This is a genomic window from Burkholderia sp. B21-005, assembly GCF_020843965.1.
Taxonomy (GTDB): Bacteria; Pseudomonadota; Gammaproteobacteria; order Burkholderiales; family Burkholderiaceae; genus Burkholderia; species Burkholderia ambifaria.
Genome location: NZ_CP086301.1, coordinates 53,064 through 74,814, shown reverse-complemented (window position 1 = coordinate 74,814; position 21,751 = coordinate 53,064). Strand labels below are relative to the sequence as shown.

The following is a 21,751-nucleotide window of genomic DNA, read 5'->3' as shown; positions in this document are numbered from 1 at the left end:
AGTAAGCCGATGGTCAGGGACAGCCGGCGTGAAGCCGGCGGCGATGGCGATGCAATGCGCACGCGCGATGCCGCAGTGCGCCGGCCGGTTGTGCCGGCGGGCCGCTCACGCGCGTGCCGCACGCTCGGCATCAAAGCCCGACGCTGTCGAGCCACTCCGCGAACATGCGTCGCGCGGCCGTCTCCAGCGCGGGACCGTGCTGCACGGTGTCGGCGCGCAGCTGGCACGCGTCGATGCCGGGCGTCGACGCGATTTCGCCGGCGTTACCGATCAGCCAGGGTTCGAAGCGGTCGGCGCGGATTTCAGGATGGCATTGCAGCGCCAGCACGTGCTGCCCCCACGCGAATGCCTGGTGGCGGCATGCGGGCGTCGACGCGAGATGGATGGCGCCGCCGGGCAGGTCGAACGTATCGCCGTGCCAGTGCAGCATCGAAGTCGCCGCGCCGTCGAGATGGCGCATCGGCGACGCACGGCCCGCGTCGGTGAGCGTCAGCGGCGCCCAGCCGAGTTCCTTCTGCGCAGCCGGATAGACGCGCGCACCGAGCGCACGGGCGATGAACTGCGCACCCAGGCAGATGCCGAGGATCGGCAGTCCCGCGTCGATGCGCTGGCGCACGAGCGCCGCGAGCGGCGCGATCGACGGATACTGCGCATCGTCGTACACGCTGAGCGGGCCGCCGAGCATCACGAGCAGCGACGGCTGGAGCGCGTCGAGCACCTCGACGCGCGACGATCCGACGTCGACATAGCGCACTCGCCGCCCGCGCTCCCCGAGCACCTGCTCGAAGCTGCCGAGGTCCTCGAAATGCACGTGGCGAATCGCCACCACTTCAGCGTTCATCATCGGCCTCCCGGTCGATCGACGGACGTCAGCCGGCGAACACCTTCCAGGTCTTCTTTTGCGTCGCCGCGTCGCCTTCTTCGTGCACCGAACAGTCGAGACGCAGATCGCTGTCGGCCATCGACAGGTCGAGCGCCGCGCAGTAATGCACGGTCTTCTTCGACTGCTTGCCCGGCTGGAAATGCGCGCACGTCAGGCACATGCGCTGCGGCGGTGTCGCACCGGCCACCTGCAGTTCGCGCAGCGTCTTCAGCAGCGCGCGGTACAGCGCGCCCTGCTCGTCCGCGCCGAGCTTGCCGACTGCTTTCGTCAGGAATTCCGGCCATTGCAACGCCTTCTTCGCCGCGGTACGGCCGCGAGCCGACAGGCGCACGGCGAGCGCGCGGCCGTCGTCCAGTGCGCGACGCTTCTCGACGAGTCCCTTCGTTTCGAGCGTGCTGACCGCATCGCTGGTGGTCGCCGCGGTGAGCTGCGTCTCGCGCGCGATCTCGCCGAGCCGCATCGGGCCCTTGCGTTGCAGCAGCAGCACGAGGATCTCGCCCTGCGTCGGCGTGAGACCCGCGCCTTCCGCCCAATCCCATGCCTGGCTTCGCATGGCCGTACTCAATCGCAGCAAGCTGTGGGTCACACGTCCCGAAGCCTGATTCCCGTAAACGCCTTCGCTCATAGTCTTTTCGCTTTGCCGCCGCCCGGATTGCCGAGCAGCCGTAGTGTGGAGATCGAATGTCTATCTCAAAACAGACGCTCGGTGAGGAGCGTCGACACGGCCGTCGCGAGGCACACGCGGCGGTCGCGTTCGCGGCGACCGGTGAGACACACGTCGTTCCGGTGTCCGCAAAGCCGACATTCTAAGCGAGAGCGGAAAATCGCACAGCTAAGTTATCCCCTTCATTCTGTGGAAAATCACTGGATAACCGGACTTTTTCGTTGTGCCGGCGATCTCTGCCGGCTCCACGGCGCCACGCGCAAACATTTTCCTGTTCGGATCGGCCATCATGCCGACGGCACTGGTCCACCGGGTTATCCATCCCGCAGAGCGTTGACTTTGAAGCAGAATATTGAGTTATCCACAGATTTTCAGGACGACTGGCGACGCGCCGCGCGCGAATCGGCACTGAACGACGTTCAGTGAATCGCCGCGCGGTCGAGCCCGTAATCTGCAAAACATTTTTTCATTCACGCCAGCGCAGGCACTGCTGGCGAACCGTCTCGTTCAGCGATTTTTCCTGTTTGAAAACGGTTCTCAACCAGGATGCGTCATTTACGCGCGCCTTCGCGAGCGCGCCGATCTCGTCGAGCGCCGCGCGCGAGCCGAGCGCGGCCGCATGCGGCGCGATCCGGTCGAGCGTGTCGAGGATGTCTTCCGCGATCGTGCGGCGCTCACCCGTCTGAGGATTGACGCAGGTGCCCTCGAGCCCGAAGCGGCATGCTTCGAAACGGTTGAACGTGTAGACGAGATAGTCGTCCTCCGACAGCTTCAGCGGCCGGTCGGTCAGCAGGTAGCGCGCGAGCGTCTGGATGTAGCACGCGATCGCGGCCGCGCGATCGACCGACAGCGGCGTGTCCATCACGCGCACCTCGATCGTCCCGTAGCCGGGCTTCGGCCGGATGTCCCAGTAGAAGTCCTTCATCGAGTTGACGACGCCCGTGTTGACCATCTTCGTGAAGTACTCCTCGAAGCTGTCCCAGGTCAGCACGAACGGTGCGCGGCCCGACAGCGGGAACGCGAACACCGAATTCAGGCGCGCCGAATGGAAGCCGGTGTCGACGTTCTGCACGAACGGCGACGACGCGGACAGCGCGATGAAGTGCGGAATGAAGCGCGACATCGAGTGAAGCAGGAACAGCGCGCTGTCCGGATCGGGACAGCCGATGTGCACGTGCTGGCCGAACACGGTGAACTGCTTCGCGAGATAGCCGTACAGCTCGGAGATGTACTGGAAACGCGGCGCGTCGTAGATCTGCCGGTCGCTCCACTGCTGGAACGCGTGCGTGCCGCCGCCGCACAGCCCGACGTTGAGCTGGTCGGCCGCCTTCACGAGCACGTCGCGGATCGCATGCAGCTCGGAGACTGCCTGCTCGTGCGAGTGGCAGATGCCGGTCGACAGCTCGATCATGCTCTCGGTGATTTCCGGCGTGATGTTGCCGGGGAAGGTCTCGCCCTGGATCAGGCGCATCAGGTCGGATGCAGCCTTGGTCAGGTCGTAGTTGTGCGTGTTGACGACCTGGATCTCCAGTTCGACGCCGAACGTGAACGGCTCGGAATTGACGAAGGTTTCGAGTGCCATGGCAGGTTCCGGAATCAGTTTCTGTCGCTGCGTTCGCTGACCGCCGACAGGCAGCGGTAGACGACGAACGGGCTGACAAGCTGCAGGATCACGATCGTGCACATCACGATCGCGCGCAGATGCGGGTCGAAATTCGGATAGAGCTGGTAGGTGTCGTCGACGAGCAGGTACGACAGCGCGGACATCGGTGTCAGCGCGATGCCGAGCGCGACGCCCTGCTTCATGCCGAGCCCGCTCGGCTTCGCGAACACGACGACGCCGGCCAGCTTGGCGACGAGTCGCGTGACGATCAGCACGATCGCGAGCAGGCCGCCGAGCGCGATGTCGCCCCACGTGAACGACGTGAGCGTCAGCACGAACAGGATCACCGTCAGCAGCCAGCCGGCCGTGCCGAAATGCTCGGGCCACAGCTGCGGACGCGCTTCGAGGTTCTTCACGATGATGCCGGCGAGCAGCAGCGTGAGCAGCGTCGACAGCTTCAGCGCCTGCGCGACCGCGATCGCGAGCATCACGAGGCCGAACAGCGCGACGAACGAATGCTCGTCGCGCATCGTCGAGGTCATGTGGCGGAACAGGTAATTGCATGCGCGCGCGACCAGATACGCGACGATGAACGAACCGGCGATCAGGTAGACCGGTTGCAGGATCGTCGCGAAAACGTTCCCGTATGCTTCCTGGTGAAGCCAGCTCGTCACGAGCTTGGTCAGCACGATCGCGTAGACGCTATTCAGCGCGGTCAGCGTGATGAGGCGCTGCGACACCTGCCCTTCCGCGCGCAGTTCGGTCTTCAGCTGGATCACCATCGACGGCGACGTCGCGATCGCGATCGCCGACAGCACGAGCGCGACCATGCCCGACACGCCGAGCGCGAGCATCACGAACAGCACGAGCACGAACGTCAGCGTCGCCTCCGCGAGGCTCGATGCGATGAGCCACGGATTGCGGCGGATCCATTTCAGGTCGAGACGGCTGCCGAGCTCGAACAGCAACAGGCCGAGCGCGACGTTGATCAGCAGCCGCGAGGTTTCGTCGGTGCTCGCGTCGATCACGCCGAATCCGAACGACCCGGCAACAAGACCGATCACCGCATAACCGGTGATGCGCGGCAGCCGCCATGCGCGATAACACAGCTCGCCGCACAGGCCGGCTGCAAACAACGCAAGCCCGGCCCAGAACACGGCATCCGGCGCGAGCGGCCAGTTGGGCAGGAATGAGAACGCCGACTTCATCGTGGTGACTTCTCCTTTGGAAGCAACCGCCAGCGACGCGGGGTCAAGCGTCGGAAATGAAATGCGCGCCGGCTGGGTGTCGCCCCGAATGTGATTGTTGTGGTCGACGACGGCAGGACATGGGATCCGCCTCTTCCGCCATCAGGCGGAACTGTCGTTCAGGCTGCCGATCTGGATTGTCGGCCTGGTGTGTGAACGGACTGCGCGGTCTCGAAGACTCAGATTCGAAATCGTGCCGACCGTTCCATTGAAGCATGTCCGGCGCCAGGGCCGAACGAACGCGAAGGAAACCGATTGTGCCACAGCTTTTTCGCTCCGGAACCGATCGAATCCACTCGCGGCGCTGTGAGGCACCGCAGGTCTTTGGTTTCAAAGGTTTACTTGTATATATACATAGTAGAAGTTAACAAGGCGCCCACAGTTCTGTGGATAACTTCAGTTTACGCAACAAGATCAAGAGGTTGGCGCTGCCACAACCCGTTGCACAGGTTGTTTGCTCACAGCGGTTTGAGTTGAGTAACTTTCGGCCGTTTCACAGCTGTGCCGAGTTGCCCAGTTTACGTCCACTGTGATTACACACGAAGTGCGCGCGGATTCCTCGCGGTTATCCACAGCATCGCGTGGATAACTTTGCACAGAAAAATCGAAGCACTGTGAGGATCCGGCTGACGAGATCAGCCGATCTGGCGGCCGCGCAGCGCGCGGATCAGGAACCGGGCCGGGTCGACGGCGTCGACGAGTTCGCGCTCGAGCGGCAGCGGCTCGCCTTCGAGTTGCGACGCGATCAGCTCGGCGCCGAGCGCCGCCCATACGAGGCCGCGGGAGCCGTAGCCGAATGCGCCGTAGAGGCCCGCGGCGCGCGGCAGGTCGCGCGCCTTCGCACCGCTCAGCGCGCGGGCGTTCGCGACGGCCTGCGCTTCGTCGGCGAGCGGGCCGATCACCGGCACGCGGTCGGCGACGACCCAGCGAAACGCGACGCGTCCGCGCAGCGTATCGACGTCCGGCAGCTCGCCGATCAGGCCGGGCAGCAGATGCCGGACGCGCTCGAGGTTTTCGATATGTCCGGCGCTGCGCATCGTCCGGTCGACGTCGTCGGGTTCGAACGTCGCGCCGATCAGCAGCGTGCCGTCGTCGAGCGGCACCGCGTAGCCGTCGCCGATCGTGGGGCACGGCAGCGGCGCCGTGCTGCCGGGCGGCAGCAGCGTGAGCTGGCCGCGCACCGGTTGCAGCGCGACGTGCCGCAGGCCCGCGAGACGCACCGCGTCGCCCGCGTTCGCGAGCACGACGACCGGCGCTTCGGCGAGCGTCGCGCCTGCCGCATCGACGGCGCGCCACCTGTCGCGATCACGCTCGAGTCGGGCGACTTCGGTGCCGGCCAGCAGTTTTACGCGTTCGCCGGCCGCCGCGAATTGTGCCGCGCACACCCCGGCCGGCCAGACGGCGCCGCCGTGCGGAAACAGCAGGCCGCCGTGTGCGACCGGCAGGTTCAGATGCGCGCGGGCGGCGTCCGTATCGAGCAGCGACACATAGTCGGACGGTGCGCCGAGCGCGTCGAACGCATCGCGCATCCGCGCGAAATCGTCGGCCGATTCCGCGAGATGGATCATCCCGCGCGTGCTGCGCGCGAACGCATGGCCCGCATCTTCGAGCGCGCGCCAGCGTGCGAGCGCATGCAGGAACCCGCTGCGCGTGAGGCGGCTCGCGACGTTGTCGTCGCGCGTCATCAGTGGATGGAATACACCGGCCGGATTGCCTGATGCCTCGCTCGCGATCCGCTCGTGCCGCTCGATCAGCGTGATGTTCCAGCCGCGCGCGGCGAGCCGTTCGACGACCGCGCAGCCTGCCAGGCCCGCCCCGATCACGATCGCTTCGCGCGCGGCAACCGGCAATGCACGCGGTGGTTCGTGCCGGCGCATCCGCCAGCGCGGCGCGTATTCGCCGACGCGCAATGCGGGTTCGCCTGCGCAATCCTCGACGTCGCGACTCGTGAAACCCGTTTGCTCGAGCGCATGTTTCACGGTGTCGTCGTGCGAATGCGTCGCATAGGTCGCACCCTCGGCGGCGATGCGTGCGAGTGCGCGGATCACGTCGGCCGACAGCACATCGCCGTGCGCGGCCGACGCGACATTGCCGAGATAGAACGCGTCGACGCGCGCGACGAGCCGTTGCAGCATGTCATGTGCATCGCCGAAGGCGAGCGTGAGCACTACGCGCCCCGCGTCGAATTCGAGCCGATGCAGGCCGGGCACATGCATCGGCCACGCGTCGAGCAGTGCGTCGGCATTTTTCGAAATGGTTGTGTCCGCAACCAGATGGGAAGCGGCACGGCGCAGGTCCTCGTACGCGAACGGATGCGGTTCGATCGCGACGAAATGCAGCCGCTCGCAGCGTGCGGGGTCGTCGCGCCATGCGGCCCACGTCGCGAGAAAACGGCTGCCCGTGCCGAATCCCGTCTCGACGATCGTGAACGTGCGGCGGCCCTGCCAGCGGGCCGGCAGGCCGGTGCCGGCGAGCATCCGGTTCGCGTGCGCGCGAGCGCGCGACGCGTCGCGAGGGAGCTCGCCGTACTCGGGCGAGACGAGAATGCCGTCGTCGCGGCGGGCGAGCGTGGCGGGAACGAGTCGGTCTGGCATGCGAAACAAAAAACGTGGCAGCCAAGCCTGGCAAGGGTTTGCGCGGAGGCGTCCGGCGGGCCGTTGGCAAAATCCAACGGCGTTGCGCGCGGGCGGACGCGGCTGCGTATCCTGTCCGGTTGGCGCAGGTCAAAAAACGGGCAATCGACGATTCATTCGGCGAAATACCGATGAAAATCTTTGAAACCCTTGTCGTTATTGGGTTTGCGCTGCGCTATCATAGCAACGCCGTACCGCGGGGTGGCCGCCGGCCAAGCCGGACGGCACGTCGCGCGGGCCAGGATTCGGCGCTGTGTCGTCGGAGTCTGACTCTCGACGGCACGGTTCGCGCACGTATAATCGGCGCGTTCGCGCTGTTCGTGTCAAACCTAACCTGAAAAAGGAACCTTAATGAACAAACAGGAACTGATCGACGCCGTCGCCGCCCAAACGGGCGCCAGCAAGGCTCAAACCGGCGAAACGCTGGACACGCTGCTCGAAGTCATCAAGAAGGCCGTGTCGAAGGGTGATGCGGTTCAGCTGATCGGCTTCGGCAGCTTCGGTTCGGGCAAGCGCGCAGCACGTACGGGCCGCAACCCGAAGACCGGCGAAACCATCAAGATCCCGGCAGCCAAGACGGTCAAGTTCACGGCTGGCAAGGCGTTCAAGGACGCCGTCAACAAGCGTTAATTCAGCGCCTGTGCCAGGAAAAAAACCCGCCTTTTGGCGGGTTTTTTGTTGGGCGCGCGCGGCATTTTCGCCACAGTCCGCGCCCCTCTTGCAAGATTTAACGGTTACTTTTCGCGAGCCGTTTTTTACCGCGTGTTACGCGTGCACGATCTGCGCGTCGGGATCCTCGTCGTCATGCGCGTCGACATCCCATGCCGGGAACGGATCGTCGAACGCGGTCCATTGCGCCGCACCGAGCGCGAATTCCGCATCGGTGAGCAGGCATGCGTCGAGCTTCGCGCGCCATGCGTCGGCATCGAGCCCGATGCCGATCAGCACGAGTTCCTGACGGCGATCGCCAACCGAGCGGTCGTCGAGGTCCCCCTGCCACTCCGTGCGAATTTCCGCGAGCAGTTCGTCGTCATCCGGCCATTCCGCGCGATCCTGCGCGGCCCACCAGAGGCCTGCCGGGCCATGCCGGCACACGCCGCCTGCCTGCGACAGCGAACCCGCGATGTCGTTGCGCGTCGCGAGCCAGAAGAAGCCCTTGCTGCGCAGCACGCCCGGCCACTCCTGATGGAGCAGCGCCCAGAGTCGCGCCGGATGAAACGGCCGGCGCGCGCGGTAAACAAAATTGCCGATGCCGAATTCGTCGGCTTCGCCGTGCACGTGCGCATGATGCGGATCATGGCACTCGGGATCGTCGCACTGCGTGTGATCGTCATCCAGCGACGCGAGCCAGCCCGGCGCATTCGCGGCTTCGTCGAAATCGAAGCGGCCGGTGTTCAGCACTTCGTCGAGCGGCACGTTGCCGAACGTCGACACGACCTGGTGCGCGCGCGGGTTGAGCCGCGCAAGGATGTGTCGCAGGCGCGCGAGTTCGTCCGCGCCGACGAGGTCGGCCTTGTTGATCACCAGCACGTCGCAGAATTCGATCTGCTCGATCAGCAACTCGACGAGCGTGCGATCGTCTTCGTCCGATGCGGCGATGCCGCGCGTCGCGAGCGCGTCGTCGGAACCGTAGTCGCGCAGGAAATTGTAGGCGTCGACCACGGTGACGAGCGTGTCGAGCCGCGCGACGCTCGACAGCGACGTGCCGTCGTCGTCGACGAACGTGAAGGTTTCGGCGATCGGCATCGGCTCCGCGATGCCGGTCGATTCGATCACGATCGCGTCGAAGCGGCCGTCGGCCGCGAGATTGCGAATCTCGACGAGCAGGTCGTCGCGCAGCGTGCAGCAGATGCAGCCGTTCGACATCTCGACGAGGCGTTCCTCGACGTGCGACAGCGCCTGCGCATCGCGCACGAGCGACGCGTCGATGTTGACCGCCGCGAGATCGTTGACGATCACGGCGACTTTCAGGCCCGCGCGGTTCGCGAGAATGTGATTGAGCAGCGTGGTCTTGCCGGCGCCGAGGAAACCGGACAGCACGGTGACGGGCAACGGCTGGTTCATTGCCGGATTCATAACGATTTGCACCAACGGAAAAAATGAAAAAGCGGCCGTGGCGCCCTGGCGGGGCGCGATCGGCCCGGAGCCGGTCGCCCGATGCCAGTCGAAACCGCGGCGTGAGCCCGCATTGTGCATCAAACGCGCGCCGGCCGAGCGGCCCGGCGTCAGCGCGCGCCGCGGCGCGGCGTCACTGCTCGGGCGGCAGCAGCTTCCACTGCGTCAGGATTGCGGCGATCTGCCGCGCATACTTGTCGCGCAGCGACGGCGTTTCGGAATGATAGGCGCCGACGGCCTGCCATGTGTTGCCGTAGCGATTCATCTTCTGGCGCAGGTGCCACGCGGCGATATAGACGTTCTTGCACGGCTCCATCAGCGTGTCGCGGCCGATGCCGTAGCGCGACAGCGTGGGCAGGTGGATCGAATTGATCTGCATCAGGCCGTAGTCGACCGAGCCGTTCGTATTCTTGTTCAGCGCGGCGGGCCGGTTGCGCGACTCCTGCCACGCAATTGCACGCAGGATCAGCGGATTGACCTTCTGGTACCGGGCGGCCTCGTCGAAACAATCCGCGCGAGCGTTGCCGCAGGCGAACCACACGCCGGCGGCGATCAACGCGATCGAAGCGAACCGTCTGTTCATGGTGCGGAAACGAAAAGGGAATGACGCAAAGGTCGGGAAAACCCGTGCCTGTTATTCGTACGGCTGGAAACGCGCCGCCCGTATCATACCGACAGTCCGTCACGTGGTGACATGCGGAAGACGGCAGCCCGTTTATACCGCATTTCGGTGTCAATTCATCGCAAAACCGCGGCGATGGCCGGAATGCCTAGGCGGCGCCGAAATCTTACATATCGCATACGGCGTGCCGGATACATGTCGTATGTGAGACAGTCCTCAGCTCAATGTGATATTTCGGACATGAAAAACTGCTAATGTCGCCTCTTTAGGACCTGGATCCCAGCACTACCGCCGGAAGTGGCCTGAGCCGGCATCGACCCATTCATCCATGACAAGAAATCGCTTCGTTATGCGTCGCGTCGCCACGACCCTGGTCGTCGCCGGCATCATCGTCTCGCAGGCCGCCTACGCTCAGGTCACGCTCAATTTCGTGAATGCGGATATCGACCAGGTCGCCAAGGCGATCGGCGCCGCAACCGGCAAGACCATCATCGTCGACCCCCGCGTGAAGGGGCAGCTCAACCTCGTGGCCGAACGTTCCGTGCCGGAAGACCAGGCGCTGAAGACGCTGCAGTCGGCGCTGCGCATGCAGGGCTTCGCGCTCGTGCAGGATCACGGGGTGCTGAAGGTCGTGCCCGAGGCCGACGCGAAGCTGCAGGGCGTGCCGACCTATGTCGGCAATACGCCGCGCGCGCGCGGCGACCAGGTCATCACGCAGGTGTTCGAGCTGCACAACGAATCGGCGAACAACCTGCTGCCGGTGCTGCGGCCGCTGATCTCGCCGAACAACACGGTCACCGCCTACCCGGCGAACAACACGATCGTCGTCACCGATTACGCGGACAACGTGCGCCGCATCGCGCAGATCATCGCAGGCGTCGACAGCGCCGCGGGGGCGCAGGTGCAGGTCATCCCGCTGCGTAACGCAAACGCGATCGACCTCGCCGCGCAACTACAGAAGATGCTCGACCCCGGCTCGATCGGCAACAGCGACGCGACGCTGAAGGTGTCGGTCACGGCCGACCCGCGCACCAATTCGCTGATGCTGCGCGCGTCGAGCGCATCGCGCCTCGCGGCGGCGAAGCGCATCGTGCAGCAGCTCGACGCGCCGAGCGGGGTGCCCGGCAACATGCACGTCGTGCCGTTGCGCAACGCCGATGCGGTCAAGCTCGCGAAGACGCTGCGCGGGATGCTCGGCAAGGGCGGCAACGACAGCGGCTCGTCGGCGTCGTCCAACGATGCGAACAGCTTCAACCAGAGCGGCGGCTCGTCGGCGAGTGGCAACTTCTCGACCGGCACGTCCGGCACCCCGCCGCTGCCGTCCGGCGGCCTCGGCGGCTCGTCCTCGTCGTCGGCCTACGGCACCGGTGCGTCGGGCAGCGGTGGCGTCGGCAGCGGCGGCCTGCTCGGCGGCGACAAGGACAAGAGCGACGACAACCAGCCGGGCGGGATGATCCAGGCCGATGCGGCCACCAATTCGCTGATCATCACCGCGTCCGATCCGGTCTACCGGAACCTGCGCTCGGTGATCGACCAGCTCGACGCGCGGCGTGCGCAGGTCTATATCGAGGCGCTGATCGTCGAACTGAATTCGACGACGCAAGGCAACCTCGGGATCCAGTGGCAGGTGGCGAGCGGCCAGTTCCTCGGCGGCACGAACCTGGCACCCACGGCCGGAACTGGTCTGGGCAACAGCATCATCAACCTGACGAGCGGCGGCACGGCCGCCACCACCGGGCTGGCCGCCAATCTCGCGGGCCTGAGTCAGGGCCTCAACATCGGCTGGCTGCACAACATGTTCGGCGTGCAGGGCCTCGGCGCGCTGCTGCAGTATTTCGCGGGCGTGAGCGACGCGAACGTGCTGTCGACGCCGAACCTGATCACGCTCGACAACGAGGAAGCGAAGATCGTCGTCGGCCAGAACGTGCCGATCGCGACCGGTTCGTACTCGAACCTGACGAGCGGCACGACGAGCAACGCGTTCAATACCTACGACCGTCGCGACGTCGGCCTGACGCTGCACGTGAAGCCGCAGATCACCGACGGCGGGATCCTGAAGCTGCAGCTCTACACGGAGGATTCCGCGGTCGTCAGCGGCACCACCAACGCGCAGACCGGCCCGACCTTCACGAAGCGCTCGATCCAGTCGACGATCCTCGCGGACAACGGCGAGATCATCGTGCTCGGCGGCTTGATGCAGGACAACTACCAGGTGTCGAACAGCAAGGTGCCGCTGCTCGGCGACATCCCGTGGATCGGCCAGCTGTTCCGTTCGGAATCGAAGCAGCGCCAGAAGACCAACCTGATGGTGTTCCTGCGCCCGGTGATCATCTCCGATCGCAGCACCGCGCAGGAAGTCACGGCCAACCGCTATGACTACATCCAGGGCGTGACCGGCGCGTACAAGTCGGACAACAACGTGATCCGCGACAAGGACGATCCGGTCGTCCCGCCGATGCCGCTCGGCCCGAGCCAGGGCGGCACGCCGGCCGGCAACCTGTTCGATCTCGACAAGATGCGTCGCCAGCAGTTGCAGCGCCAGGTCGCGCCGGTGCCGGCCCAGCCGCTGCCCGAGGCGACGCCCGCGCAGCCGCAAGGCGTGCCGCAGCAGTCGGTGCCGCAACAACCGCTGACCGCCACGCCGGGAGCCTCGCAGTGAGCAACATGCTCGCGTCCTCGGCCCAAGACGGCGCGCCGGGCGACCGGCAGCCGCCGTCGCCGCTCGCCGCGCGCCTGTTGCCGTACGGCTTCGCGAAAAGCGGCCAGGTGCTGATCGCGCACCAGCTCGACGACACGCTCGAGGTGTGGATCAGCGAGCGCACGAACGATGCGGCGCTCGCCGAAATCGCGCGCAACTTCGGCTCGATTTCCGTGCACCGCGTGCCGGCCGACGAGCTCGCGCAGGCGATCAACCAGGCATACGCGCGCCAGGACGGCAGCGCCGCGCAGGTCGTCGGCGAGGTCGAAGGCGAAGTCGACCTGTCGCGACTGATGCAGGACATCCCCGAAGTCGAGGATCTGCTCGAATCGGAAGACGACGCGCCGATCATCCGGATGATCAACGCGCTGCTCACGCAAGCGGCGCGCGAACAGGCGTCGGACATTCACATCGAGCCGTTCGAGAATGCGTCGGTCGTGCGGTTTCGCGTCGACGGCACGCTGCGCGACGTCGTGCGGCCGAAGAAAGCGCTGCACGGCGCGCTGATCTCGCGGATCAAGATCATGGCGCAGCTCGACATCGCCGAGAAACGCCTGCCGCAGGACGGCCGCATCACGCTGCGCGTCGGCGGCCGGCCGGTCGACGTGCGTGTGTCGACGCTGCCGACCGGGCACGGCGAGCGCGCGGTGCTCCGTCTGCTGGAAAAGGATGCGCAGCGCCTGAACCTCGAAGCGCTCGGGATGGGCCGCGACACGCTCGTCCAGTTCGACAAGCTGATCGGCCGCCCGCACGGGATCGTGCTGGTGACGGGCCCGACCGGCTCGGGCAAGACGACCACGCTGTATGCGTCGATGTCGCGGCTCGAAACGGCGACGACCAACATCATGACCGTCGAGGATCCGATCGAATACGACCTGTCCGGCATCGGCCAGACGCAGGTGAACGAGCGGATCGGGATGACCTTTGCCCGTGCGCTGCGTTCGATTCTGCGTCAGGATCCGGACGTGATCATGATCGGCGAAATCCGTGACCTCGAAACCGCGCAGATCGCGGTGCAGGCCTCGCTCACGGGCCACCTCGTGCTCGCGACGCTGCACACCAACGACGCGGCATCGGCCGTCACGCGCCTGACCGACATGGGCGTCGAGCCGTACCTGCTCGCGTCGTCGCTGCTCGGCGTGCTCGCGCAGCGTCTGGTGCGCCAGCTCTGTCCCGTCTGCAAGGAAGAGCGGCACGAGGACGGCCGCACCGTGTGGCATCCGGTCGGCTGCGACCGATGCGGGCATTCGGGCTATGCGGGCCGGCGCGGGGTATACGAACTGCTGGTGATCGACGATTCGATCCGCGCGCTGATCCACCGCAACGCGGCCGATGCGGAGATTCTCGCCACGGGCCGCGCACAAGGGATGCGCACACTGCGCGACGATGCCGAGCGCTGGCTCGCGGCCGGCGCGACGTCGCTCGAGGAAGTGCTGCGCGTGACGGGAGGCGCATAGCGCGATGCCGGCATTCCGTTTCGAAGCCATCGATTCGGCGGGGCGACCGCAGAAAGGCGTGATCGATGCCGACAGTGCGCGCGGCGCACGCGGCCAGCTGCGCACGCAGGGGCTCACGCCGCTCGTCGTCGAGCCGGCCGCCAGTGCGACCCGCGGCGCGCGTTCGCAGCGCCTCGCGTTCGGCCGCAAGCTGTCGCAGCGCGAACAGGCGATCCTCACGCGCCAGCTCGCGAGCCTGCTGATCGCGGGGCTGCCGCTCGACGAGGCGCTCGGCGTGCTGACCGAGCAGGCCGAACGCGACTACATCCGCGAATTGATGGCCGCGATTCGTGCCGAGGTGCTCGGCGGCCATTCGCTCGCGAATGCGCTGGGCCAGCATCCGCGCGACTTCCCGGAAATCTACCGCGCGCTCGTCGCGGCGGGCGAGCACACCGGCAAGCTCGGCATCGTGCTGTCGCGCCTCGCCGATTACATCGAACAGAGCAACGCGCTGAAGCAGAAGATCCTGCTGGCGTTCACGTATCCGGGGATCGTCACGCTGATCGCGTTCGGCATCGTCACGTTCCTGCTGAGCTATGTCGTGCCGCAGGTCGTCAACGTGTTCGCTAGCACGAAGCAGCAACTGCCCGTTCTCACGGTCGTGATGATGGCGCTGTCGGAGTTCGTGCGGCACTGGTGGTGGGCGATCCTGATCACGGTCGCGCTCGTCGTGTGGTTCGTGAAGGCGACGCTGTCGCGCGACGGGCCGCGGCTCGCGTTCGACCGCTGGGTGCTGACCGCGCCGCTCGCGGGCAAGCTCGTGCGCGGCTACAACACGGTGCGCTTCGCGAGCACGCTCGGGATCCTGACCGCGGCCGGCGTGCCGATCCTGCGCGCGTTGCAGGCGGCCGGCGAGACGCTGTCGAACCGCGCGATGCGCGCGAACATCGACGATGCGATCGTGCGCGTGCGCGAAGGCTCCGCGCTGTCGCGCGCGCTGAACAACGTGAAGACGTTTCCGCCGGTGCTCGTGCACCTGATCCGTTCCGGCGAAGCGACGGGCGACGTGACGACGATGCTCGACCGCGCGGCGGAAGGCGAGGCGCGCGAGCTCGAACGGCGCACGATGTTCCTGACGAGCCTGCTCGAGCCGCTGCTGATCCTCGCAATGGGCGGCATCGTGCTCGTGATCGTGCTGGCCGTGATGCTGCCGATTATCGAGCTGAACAACATGGTGCAGTGACGGCCTGACCGCCAGTCAGGCCGCTACCGTTCAACGCATGTAGATCGCGGGGGACGGCGTGTTCGCGGGGAGCTGGACTTCGGCGCGGGCGCCGTTGCGGTCGATGATGATCGAGCGGCTGCGGACTTCGGCGAGCTTCGCGCCGGACGTGAGCTCCGCGCCGAGCGACACGGCACGCGGCGGCTCGCCACCGATACCGACGATCGCGGCGGCGCCATGACCGATCGAGAGAATGCCGAACAGGTGGATGTCCTGGACGGGATTCTTGTCGAGCTGTCCGCCGAAGAGCGCGGCGGCGTCCTCGGTGCGGATCGGCAACCGCGCGGCGGCGGCGGGCAGCGGCGCTTCGCGGGCCGACAGCGTGACGACCCAGTAGGTGGCCGTCGCGCACAAACCCGCGAAGAGGGCGAGGGAGAGGATCCGGATCGAGAGCGCGTTCATGCGCGCTATTGTACGGATGTATATGAAATTTGCGTTGGGTGAAAGCCCTCGGCAATGCGCGCCTTACAATGCGTGCTCCGCGCCCGGTGAACCGGAAGCTTGCCGTCAGGCAAACGTCCGCGATGCGCCGGGTGCGTCACTCAATCGACGATATTTTTTGGAAAGAGGTAGTCAGTCATGCAAACGTGGATCACTCGCCGTAATGCGGCCGTGCGCCGTCAGCGCGGTTTCACGCTGATCGAGATCATGGTGGTGGTCGCGATCCTCGGGATCCTGGCGGCACTGATCGTGCCGAAGATCATGAGCCGACCCGACGAGGCGCGCCGTATCGCCGCGAAGCAGGACATTGGCACCGTCATGCAGGCGCTCAAGCTGTACCGTCTCGACAACGGCCGCTATCCGACCCAGGAGCAGGGCCTGAACGCGCTGATCCAGAAGCCGTCCACCGATCCGATCCCGAATAACTGGAAGGACGGCGGCTATCTCGAGCGCCTGCCGAACGATCCGTGGGGCAACGGGTACAAGTACCTGAACCCGGGCGTGCACGGCGAGATCGACGTGTTCAGCTACGGCGCTGACGGCAAGGAAGGCGGCGAAAACAACGATTCCGACATCGGTTCGTGGCAGTAAGCCTGCGTCGACCGATCCGACGATCGTCCCCGTTCTTCATTTCATGCCCGCCCTTCGCACGCCCTTGCGCTCCGCTCGCGCTCGCCGCGATGCCCGCGACCGCCGCGTGCGTCGCGGCGCGGCCATGACCGCGGCACGCACGCGTGCACGCGGCTTCACGCTGCTCGAGATGCTGGTCGTGCTCGTGATCGCGGGCTTGCTGGTGTCGCTCGCGTCGCTGTCGCTGACGCGCAATCCGCGCACCGACCTGCGCGAGGAAGCGCAGCGCATCGCGCTGCTGTTCGAGACGGCCGGCGACGAAGCGCAGGTGCGCGCGCGCCCGATCGCGTGGCAGCCGACCGCGCACGGCTTTCGTTTCGACGTGAGTTCGCCCGACGGCTGGCGCACGCTGCGTGACGACCTGCTGCGCCCGCGCGACTGGGACGGTGGCGTCACGGGCGCCGATATCGACTATCCGGGGTCGGACACGCACGCGAGCACGGTCGTGTTCGGCACCGAAAGCGTCGACACGCCGGTGCGTGTGACGCTGCATTCGGCGGTCGGCAGCGCGACGATCGTCGGCACCGGCAACGGCCGCTACGAGGTGCAATGACGATGCGTCGTCGCCTGCCCTTCCCGGCTTCCGGTTCCCGAGGCTTCACGATGATCGAGGTGCTGGTCGCGCTCGCGATCATCGCGGTCGCGCTCGCCGCGTCGATCCGCGCGGTCGGCACGATGGCGAACAATGCATCCGATCTCCACCACCGGCTGCTGGCCGGCTGGAGCGCCGACAACGCGCTCGCGCAGCTGCGGCTCACGCATGCGTGGCCGGAGGTCGGTGAGCAGAATTTCGATTGTTCGCAAGGCAACGTGCAGATGGTCTGCACGCAGCGCGTGAGCACGACGCCGAACCCGGTGTTCCGGCGCGTGCAGATTTCGGTGAGCATGCCGGGGCACCCCGGCGTGCTCGCGCAAATGGTGACGGTGGTCGCGAATGAAACCAGCCGTCCGCTCTGACGCGCCGATGCGGCGCCGGCCCGTGCGTTTCGTCGGCTCGCGCCGCGTGCGCGGCTTCACGCTGATCGAACTGATGATCGCGATCGCGATCCTCGCGGTGGTCGCGATCCTCGCGTGGCGCGGGCTCGACCAGATCATGCGCGGCCGCGACAAGGTCGCGTCCGCGATGGAAGACGAGCGCGTGTTCGCGCAGATGTTCGACCAGATGCGCATCGACGCGCGGCTCGCCGCGACCGACGACGAAGCCGGCCAGCCGGCGATCGGCGTCGCCGGCAATACGCTGCAGATCGTCCGCGAACTCGACCTGCCGGGCGCCGCGCCGCGGCTGCAGGTGGTCCGCTACCGGATCGCCGGCGGGCGCGTCGTGCGCTATGCATCGCTGCCGCTGGCCGATGCGAACCGCTTGCGCGACGTGCTGAAGGACAGCAGCGTCGACGGCTGGACCTGGGTCGCGCTGATGGGCGGCGTCGGTGCGATCGACGCGAAGCTGTACGTGCCGCGCGTCGGCTGGACCACCAACCTGCAGACGGCCAACGACGCGCTGTCGCAGAACAACGATGCGCTGAAGGTGCCGCAGATCGGCAACGCGCCGCCGACCCGCGCGGTGACGGGGCTGCAGGTCAGCATCGGCGCGACGTCGCTGCGCGTGCCCGTCACGCGCATCTTCCTCGTCGGGGAATGACGATGCGCGCGCGCCCTCACCGTTCCCGCTTCGCCGGCCGCCCGCCCGCGAGCACACATGCCCGCCGCGAGCGCGGCGCGGCGATCATCACCGCGCTGCTCGTCGTCGCGCTGTCGGCGATCCTCGTGTCGGGGATGCTGTGGCGCCAGCAGGTGCAGATTCGCCGGATCGAGAACCAGCGCGTGATCGCGCAGGCGCAGTGGGTCGCGCGCGGCGCGCTCGACTGGACGCGCATGATTCTGCGCTCCGAGGGCGACACGGCGCCCGGCATCACCTATCTCGGCGGAATCTGGGCCGTGCCGATCGCGAAGACCAAGCTGTCGGACTTCCTCGGCCGGATCGGCGCGCCGAACGACAACGGCGGCGAAGACACCTACCTCTCCGGATCGATCGAGGACGCGCAGGCGAAGTACAACCTGCGCAATCTCGTGTCGTCGCCGGCACCCGGCGTGCTGCAGCTCAACGTGATGCAGCTGCAGGCGTTCCAGCGACTGCTGACGACGCTCGGCTACGACGGCGCATTCGCGAAGCGGATCGCACTGCAGATGCGCGCGGGCCTGATGCATTCGGCGACGCGCTTCCAGACGCCGACGCTGCCCGGCGCCGGTACGGCCGCGACCGCGCCGGTGGCCGGCGGCGACATGCAGGCCGGCAACTTCACCGACGAGCCGGGGATGTCCGACGGTGACCGGGGCCCAGCGCCGCTCGTGATGACGGGCGTCGACAACCTGCTCGACGTCGACGGCGTGACGCCCGAGATGGTCGCGCGGCTGCGCCCGTTCGTCACCGTGCTGCCGACCACGACGCCGGTGAACATGAACACCGCGCCGGCCGAGGTGATCGCGGCGCTGGTGCCGGGGATGAGCGTGTCGTCCGCGCAGGCGCTCGTGTCGCGCCGCGAGACCGTATTTTTCCGCAACGTCGGCGACGTGCAGCTCGCGCTGCGCGGTGCCGGCGCGCCGAACGTGACGATCGACTCGAGCCTCGTCGACGTCAATTCCAGTTATTTCATCGTGCATGGCCGGATCCAGCACGATCGCGCGGAGGTGGATCGCACCTCGCTCGTGTATCGTGATCCGACCACGCACTCGACGCGGGTCGTGCGCATCCGCGACCAGCTATAACGACGCCATTCGGGAGAGGAGCTCTTGAGCACGCTGATTGTTTCTTTGCCGCCGCGCGAGCCGGCCGTGCCGTTGCAGGAATGGCAGTGGCCCGAGCTGCCGTTCACGCTCGTGGACAAGGCCGGCCAGGTGCAGCGCGCGGGCCACGCCGCGCTCGCGCTGCTGCCGCGCGCGAACGAGACGCTGCTGATCGTCGCCGCGCGCGACGTGCTGCTGCTGGCCGCGACCGTGCCGCCGCTCAAGGGGCCGAAGCTGCGCCAGGCGCTGCCCAACATCGTCGAGGATCAGCTGATCCAGGATCCGCTCGGCTGCCATGTCGCGCTCGATCCGGTCGCGCTGCCCGATGGCCGTCGCGTGCTGGCCGTCGTCGACCGCGCGTGGTTCCGTACGATCTGCGACGCGTTCGCCGCGGCCGGCCACCGGCGCCTGAGCGCGGTACCCGCGACGCGCTGCCTGCCGGCGCCGCGCGAGCCGGCGCCAGCGCCGCTCGATGCGCCTGCCGACGGTGAGGCCGTCACGGCCGGCACGATCGCGAACGCACCGGCCGCCCGCCCGACGGCCGTGGCCGCGGTGCTCGGGCTGGCGAGCGCGGTCGAACCGGCGCTCGTCGAAGCCGGCGCGCTGCCGGTCGCGGCCGGTGCGCCGCGTCTCGAACTCGCGATCGCGCGCGGCGCGCTCGGCGAGGGTTTCGCGGCGCCTGCGTCGCGTGCCGCCGGCACGCTGGCCGCGCTCGCGGGCGGCGGCGACGTCGAACTGTACGAACTCGGCGAGCCGGGCGCGGAGCCACGGCTCGCGTCGGTTGGCCGCGCCGACGGCCCGCTGCTGCCGGGTGCGCAGCCGCTGTCGTTCGACACGTTCGCGCGGCGTGCGCTCGCCGAGCGCTTCGATCTGTGCCAGTTCGAATTCGAGTCGCAGCCGTGGCGCTTCGACCGCGCGACGATGAAGCGCCTGCGCGTGCCGATCGCCCTCGTCGCGGCAACGCTCGCCGTCGCGGTGATCGGGATGAACCTGCACTGGTGGAAGCTGTCGCGCGAGCGCGATGCGCTGTCCGCGCAGATCACCGAGACGCTCCTGTCCGCCTTCCCGAAGACCACGACGGTGCTCGATCCGCCCGCGCAGATGCAGCGCCAGCTCGACCAGCTGCGCCTCGCGGCGGGCGAGCTGTCGCCGAACGACTTCCTCGCGCTGTCGAGCGGGCTGTCGCGTTCGATGGGCGCGCTGCCGCTGAACGGAATCGCGTCGCTCGATTATCACGACCGGCGGCTCGACGTCGGCTTCAAGCCGGAGGTCAAGGTCGACCCCGATTTCCCGCAGCGTCTCGCGCGCAACGGGCTCGCTGGCGAAGTCGACAGCAGCACCGGCAAATGGACCATCCGGAGCCGCCCATGAAGACCGAACAACTGACCCAGACGCTGGCCCAGTTCTGGGGCGAGCGCTCGCAGCGTGAGCGGACGCTGCTCGGCTGGGGCGGCGCCGTGCTGGCCGTCGCGATCGCGTATTCGGTGCTGTGGTCGCCCGCGCAGGAAGGCCGCGCGCGCATCCGGCACGAGCTGCCGACGATGCGCAGCGAGCTCGCGCAGATGACCGCGCAGGCCAACGAGGCGAAATCGCTGACGGCCGCCGCGCAAGGCGTCGCGCCGACCGGCCTCGCGCTGAAGGACGCGCTCACCGCGTCGCTGTCCGATCACGGGCTGCAGGGCGCGCAGGTGCAGGTCGTCGGCAACGGCGTGCAGATTCAGATGAAGAACGTGCCGTTCCCGGTGTGGACGCAGTGGCTCGACGACGCGCGCCGGCAGTTCAAGGTGCAGGTCGGCGAAGCCCACGTGACCGGCCTGAAGGAAGACGGCCAGGTCGACCTGACGGCCGTGATGCAACCCTCGACGCAGAAGTGACGCAGTGGATGAAACCAGCGACGGTCGGCCGATGAGGCCAGGGATCAGGCGGCTTGCCGCCGCGGTGCCGTGGGTGGTGGCAGGCGGGCTCGCGACGGCGCTGACGCTCGTCGCGCTCGCGCCGGCCGCGTGGATCGCGCCGCAAGTCGCGCGCGCGACCGGCGCTCACGTGAACCTCGTCGATCCGGACGGCTCGCTGTGGCACGGTTCGGGCACGCTGATGCTCGCGCCGGGTGCGGACCAGAGCGCGGCGACGCTGTTGCCGGGGCGGGTCCAGTGGACCACGCGCTTCTGGCCGCTGCTGACCGGGCGCGTGCAGATGCACATGCGGCAGACCGAGGCGATGCCCGACGCCGTCACGCTCGACGCGACGTGGCGCGGCGCGGTGCTGTCGGCGGGCTCGATGGCCGTGCCCGCGTCGCTGCTCGCGGGGCTCGGCACGCCGTTCAACACGCTCGACCTGCAGGGCGACGTGCGGCTCGGCTGGACCGACTGGCGGATGATCGGCAACAACGCGTTCGGCCAGCTGACGGTGACGATCGATTCGATGAGTTCGCGCGTGTCTCGCGTGAAGCCGCTCGGGTCGTACCGTGCGGTGCTGCAGGCGAAGGGGGCGGACGCCGATCTCGACCTGTCGACCACGCAGGGCCCGCTGTTCCTCGACGGGCATGGCAGCTTTGGCCCCGGCCGCGGATCGTTTCGCGGCACCGCGCATGCGGCGCCCGAGCAGCAGGCGAACCTCGCGGGGCTGCTGAACCTGCTCGGCCGTCCGATCGGAAACAACCAGGTGTCGCTGATCTTCGGCGACGCGACGCGCTGAACGCGCGCGGCGCCCTCTCCCC

20 protein-coding genes are annotated in these 21,751 nt (G+C 67.3%); 12 read left to right on the top strand and 8 right to left on the bottom strand.

The window, feature by feature from the left end:
• Positions 1–130 precede the first annotated feature (130 nt).
• The 5 genes from LMA02_RS00345 to mnmC all read right to left on the bottom strand — a co-directional run bounded on the left by LMA02_RS00345 (position 131) and on the right by mnmC (position 6,991).
• Positions 131–841 (bottom strand): glutamine amidotransferase, encoded by a 711-nt coding sequence (locus LMA02_RS00345; RefSeq protein WP_006759203.1) that lies wholly within the window; start codon positions 839–841, stop codon positions 131–133.
• A gap of 28 nt (positions 842–869) precedes the next feature.
• Positions 870–1,508, bottom strand: a complete 639-nt coding sequence (locus LMA02_RS00340) for a MarR family winged helix-turn-helix transcriptional regulator (protein ID WP_043173297.1) — start codon at positions 1,506–1,508, stop codon at positions 870–872.
• Between the two features lie 505 nt (positions 1,509–2,013).
• Positions 2,014–3,129, bottom strand: a complete 1,116-nt coding sequence (locus tag LMA02_RS00335) for a YbdK family carboxylate-amine ligase (RefSeq protein ID WP_006751345.1) — start codon at positions 3,127–3,129, stop codon at positions 2,014–2,016.
• A 14-nt stretch (positions 3,130–3,143) separates the two neighbouring features.
• Positions 3,144–4,358 carry a cation:proton antiporter gene (locus LMA02_RS00330; RefSeq protein ID WP_166725863.1) on the bottom strand — a complete coding sequence of 405 codons (1,215 nt, stop codon included), beginning with the start codon at positions 4,356–4,358 and terminating at the stop codon, positions 3,144–3,146.
• Positions 4,359–5,032: 674 nt separating this feature from the next.
• A complete protein-coding gene (gene mnmC / locus LMA02_RS00325) occupies positions 5,033–6,991 on the bottom strand; it encodes a bifunctional tRNA (5-methylaminomethyl-2-thiouridine)(34)-methyltransferase MnmD/FAD-dependent 5-carboxymethylaminomethyl-2-thiouridine(34) oxidoreductase MnmC (RefSeq protein WP_228906362.1) in 1,959 nt (652 codons plus the stop codon).
• Positions 6,992–7,381: 390 nt separating this feature from the next.
• Here mnmC and LMA02_RS00320 point away from each other — a divergent pair, with 390 nt between their 5' ends.
• Positions 7,382–7,660: an HU family DNA-binding protein gene (locus tag LMA02_RS00320; protein ID WP_006401505.1), complete on the top strand. Its 279-nt coding sequence runs from the start codon at positions 7,382–7,384 to the stop codon at positions 7,658–7,660.
• Between the two features lie 135 nt (positions 7,661–7,795).
• Here LMA02_RS00320 and LMA02_RS00315 read toward each other — a convergent pair whose 3' ends face one another.
• Both LMA02_RS00315 and LMA02_RS00310 read right to left on the bottom strand, forming a co-directional pair.
• A complete protein-coding gene (locus LMA02_RS00315; RefSeq protein ID WP_228906360.1) occupies positions 7,796–9,106 on the bottom strand; it encodes a GTP-binding protein in 1,311 nt (436 codons plus the stop codon).
• 172 nt (positions 9,107–9,278) lie between these two features.
• Complete coding sequence (locus LMA02_RS00310; RefSeq protein WP_166725866.1) at positions 9,279–9,728, bottom strand: lytic transglycosylase domain-containing protein; 450 nt, start codon at positions 9,726–9,728, stop codon at positions 9,279–9,281.
• A 367-nt stretch (positions 9,729–10,095) separates the two neighbouring features.
• Between LMA02_RS00310 and gspD the strand changes: the two genes are divergently transcribed.
• Genes gspD through gspF form a run of 3 tightly spaced genes read left to right on the top strand, consistent with a single transcriptional unit; the run spans position 10,096 to position 15,144 of the window.
• On the top strand, positions 10,096–12,426 hold the full coding sequence (gene gspD, locus LMA02_RS00305) for a type II secretion system secretin GspD (protein ID WP_228906358.1): 2,331 nt from the start codon (positions 10,096–10,098) through the stop codon (positions 12,424–12,426).
• A gap of 5 nt (positions 12,427–12,431) precedes the next feature.
• A complete protein-coding gene (gene gspE / locus LMA02_RS00300; protein ID WP_228907589.1) occupies positions 12,432–13,922 on the top strand; it encodes a type II secretion system ATPase GspE in 1,491 nt (496 codons plus the stop codon).
• A gap of 4 nt (positions 13,923–13,926) precedes the next feature.
• A complete protein-coding gene (gene gspF / locus LMA02_RS00295) occupies positions 13,927–15,144 on the top strand; it encodes a type II secretion system inner membrane protein GspF (protein WP_006751352.1) in 1,218 nt (405 codons plus the stop codon).
• 30 nt (positions 15,145–15,174) lie between these two features.
• On the opposite strand, the gene LMA02_RS00290 is transcribed toward gspF, so the two are convergent.
• The gene (locus tag LMA02_RS00290; RefSeq protein WP_166725869.1) at positions 15,175–15,585 is read right to left on the bottom strand and encodes a general secretion pathway protein GspC; all 411 of its coding nucleotides are present in this window, start codon (positions 15,583–15,585) and stop codon (positions 15,175–15,177) included.
• A 177-nt stretch (positions 15,586–15,762) separates the two neighbouring features.
• Here LMA02_RS00290 and gspG point away from each other — a divergent pair, with 177 nt between their 5' ends.
• Genes gspG through LMA02_RS00250 form a run of 8 tightly spaced genes read left to right on the top strand, consistent with a single transcriptional unit; the run spans position 15,763 to position 21,729 of the window.
• Positions 15,763–16,215: a type II secretion system major pseudopilin GspG gene (gene gspG, locus LMA02_RS00285; RefSeq protein ID WP_228906356.1), complete on the top strand. Its 453-nt coding sequence runs from the start codon at positions 15,763–15,765 to the stop codon at positions 16,213–16,215.
• 43 nt (positions 16,216–16,258) lie between these two features.
• Entirely contained in the window at positions 16,259–16,807 is a 549-nt protein-coding gene (locus tag LMA02_RS00280; protein WP_228906354.1) for a GspH/FimT family pseudopilin, read from the top strand.
• Entirely contained in the window at positions 16,804–17,211 is a 408-nt protein-coding gene (gspI, locus tag LMA02_RS00275) for a type II secretion system minor pseudopilin GspI (protein ID WP_228906351.1), read from the top strand. The genes LMA02_RS00280 and gspI overlap by 4 nt, the downstream gene beginning before the upstream one ends.
• Positions 17,189–17,893 (top strand): PulJ/GspJ family protein, encoded by a 705-nt coding sequence (locus tag LMA02_RS00270; protein WP_228906349.1) that lies wholly within the window; start codon positions 17,189–17,191, stop codon positions 17,891–17,893. The genes gspI and LMA02_RS00270 overlap by 23 nt, the downstream gene beginning before the upstream one ends.
• Positions 17,894–17,895: 2 nt before the next feature.
• A complete protein-coding gene (gene gspK, locus LMA02_RS00265; RefSeq protein ID WP_175792315.1) occupies positions 17,896–19,017 on the top strand; it encodes a type II secretion system minor pseudopilin GspK in 1,122 nt (373 codons plus the stop codon).
• Positions 19,018–19,041: 24 nt separating this feature from the next.
• On the top strand, positions 19,042–20,406 hold the full coding sequence (gspL, locus tag LMA02_RS00260) for a type II secretion system protein GspL (RefSeq protein WP_228906346.1): 1,365 nt from the start codon (positions 19,042–19,044) through the stop codon (positions 20,404–20,406).
• On the top strand, positions 20,403–20,909 hold the full coding sequence (gspM, locus tag LMA02_RS00255) for a type II secretion system protein GspM (protein ID WP_228906344.1): 507 nt from the start codon (positions 20,403–20,405) through the stop codon (positions 20,907–20,909). Before gspL ends, gspM begins: the two co-directional genes overlap by 4 nt.
• A gap of 31 nt (positions 20,910–20,940) precedes the next feature.
• A complete protein-coding gene (locus tag LMA02_RS00250) occupies positions 20,941–21,729 on the top strand; it encodes a type II secretion system protein N (protein ID WP_228907588.1) in 789 nt (262 codons plus the stop codon).
• Positions 21,730–21,751 lie beyond the last annotated feature (22 nt).

Excerpts from the sequence above, each read along its gene's own strand:
- LMA02_RS00345 (WP_006759203.1), bottom strand. The coding sequence starts at position 841 with ATGAACGCTGAAGTGGTGGCGATTCGCCACGTGCATTTCGAGGACCTC.
- LMA02_RS00340 (WP_043173297.1), bottom strand. The coding sequence starts at position 1,508 with ATGAGCGAAGGCGTTTACGGGAATCAGGCTTCGGGACGTGTGACCCAC.
- LMA02_RS00335 (WP_006751345.1), bottom strand. The coding sequence starts at position 3,129 with ATGGCACTCGAAACCTTCGTCAATTCCGAGCCGTTCACGTTCGGCGTC.
- LMA02_RS00330 (WP_166725863.1), bottom strand. The coding sequence starts at position 4,358 with ATGAAGTCGGCGTTCTCATTCCTGCCCAACTGGCCGCTCGCGCCGGAT.
- mnmC (WP_228906362.1), bottom strand. The coding sequence starts at position 6,991 with ATGCCAGACCGACTCGTTCCCGCCACGCTCGCCCGCCGCGACGACGGC.
- LMA02_RS00320 (WP_006401505.1), top strand. The coding sequence starts at position 7,382 with ATGAACAAACAGGAACTGATCGACGCCGTCGCCGCCCAAACGGGCGCC.
- LMA02_RS00315 (WP_228906360.1), bottom strand. The coding sequence starts at position 9,106 with ATGAATCCGGCAATGAACCAGCCGTTGCCCGTCACCGTGCTGTCCGGT.
- LMA02_RS00310 (WP_166725866.1), bottom strand. The coding sequence starts at position 9,728 with ATGAACAGACGGTTCGCTTCGATCGCGTTGATCGCCGCCGGCGTGTGG.
- gspD (WP_228906358.1), top strand. The coding sequence starts at position 10,096 with ATGACAAGAAATCGCTTCGTTATGCGTCGCGTCGCCACGACCCTGGTC.
- gspE (WP_228907589.1), top strand. The coding sequence starts at position 12,432 with ATGCTCGCGTCCTCGGCCCAAGACGGCGCGCCGGGCGACCGGCAGCCG.
- gspF (WP_006751352.1), top strand. The coding sequence starts at position 13,927 with ATGCCGGCATTCCGTTTCGAAGCCATCGATTCGGCGGGGCGACCGCAG.
- LMA02_RS00290 (WP_166725869.1), bottom strand. The coding sequence starts at position 15,585 with ATGAACGCGCTCTCGATCCGGATCCTCTCCCTCGCCCTCTTCGCGGGT.
- gspG (WP_228906356.1), top strand. The coding sequence starts at position 15,763 with ATGCAAACGTGGATCACTCGCCGTAATGCGGCCGTGCGCCGTCAGCGC.
- LMA02_RS00280 (WP_228906354.1), top strand. The coding sequence starts at position 16,259 with ATGCCCGCCCTTCGCACGCCCTTGCGCTCCGCTCGCGCTCGCCGCGAT.
- gspI (WP_228906351.1), top strand. The coding sequence starts at position 16,804 with ATGACGATGCGTCGTCGCCTGCCCTTCCCGGCTTCCGGTTCCCGAGGC.
- LMA02_RS00270 (WP_228906349.1), top strand. The coding sequence starts at position 17,189 with ATGAAACCAGCCGTCCGCTCTGACGCGCCGATGCGGCGCCGGCCCGTG.
- gspK (WP_175792315.1), top strand. The coding sequence starts at position 17,896 with ATGCGCGCGCGCCCTCACCGTTCCCGCTTCGCCGGCCGCCCGCCCGCG.
- gspM (WP_228906344.1), top strand. The coding sequence starts at position 20,403 with ATGAAGACCGAACAACTGACCCAGACGCTGGCCCAGTTCTGGGGCGAG.
- LMA02_RS00250 (WP_228907588.1), top strand. The coding sequence starts at position 20,941 with ATGAGGCCAGGGATCAGGCGGCTTGCCGCCGCGGTGCCGTGGGTGGTG.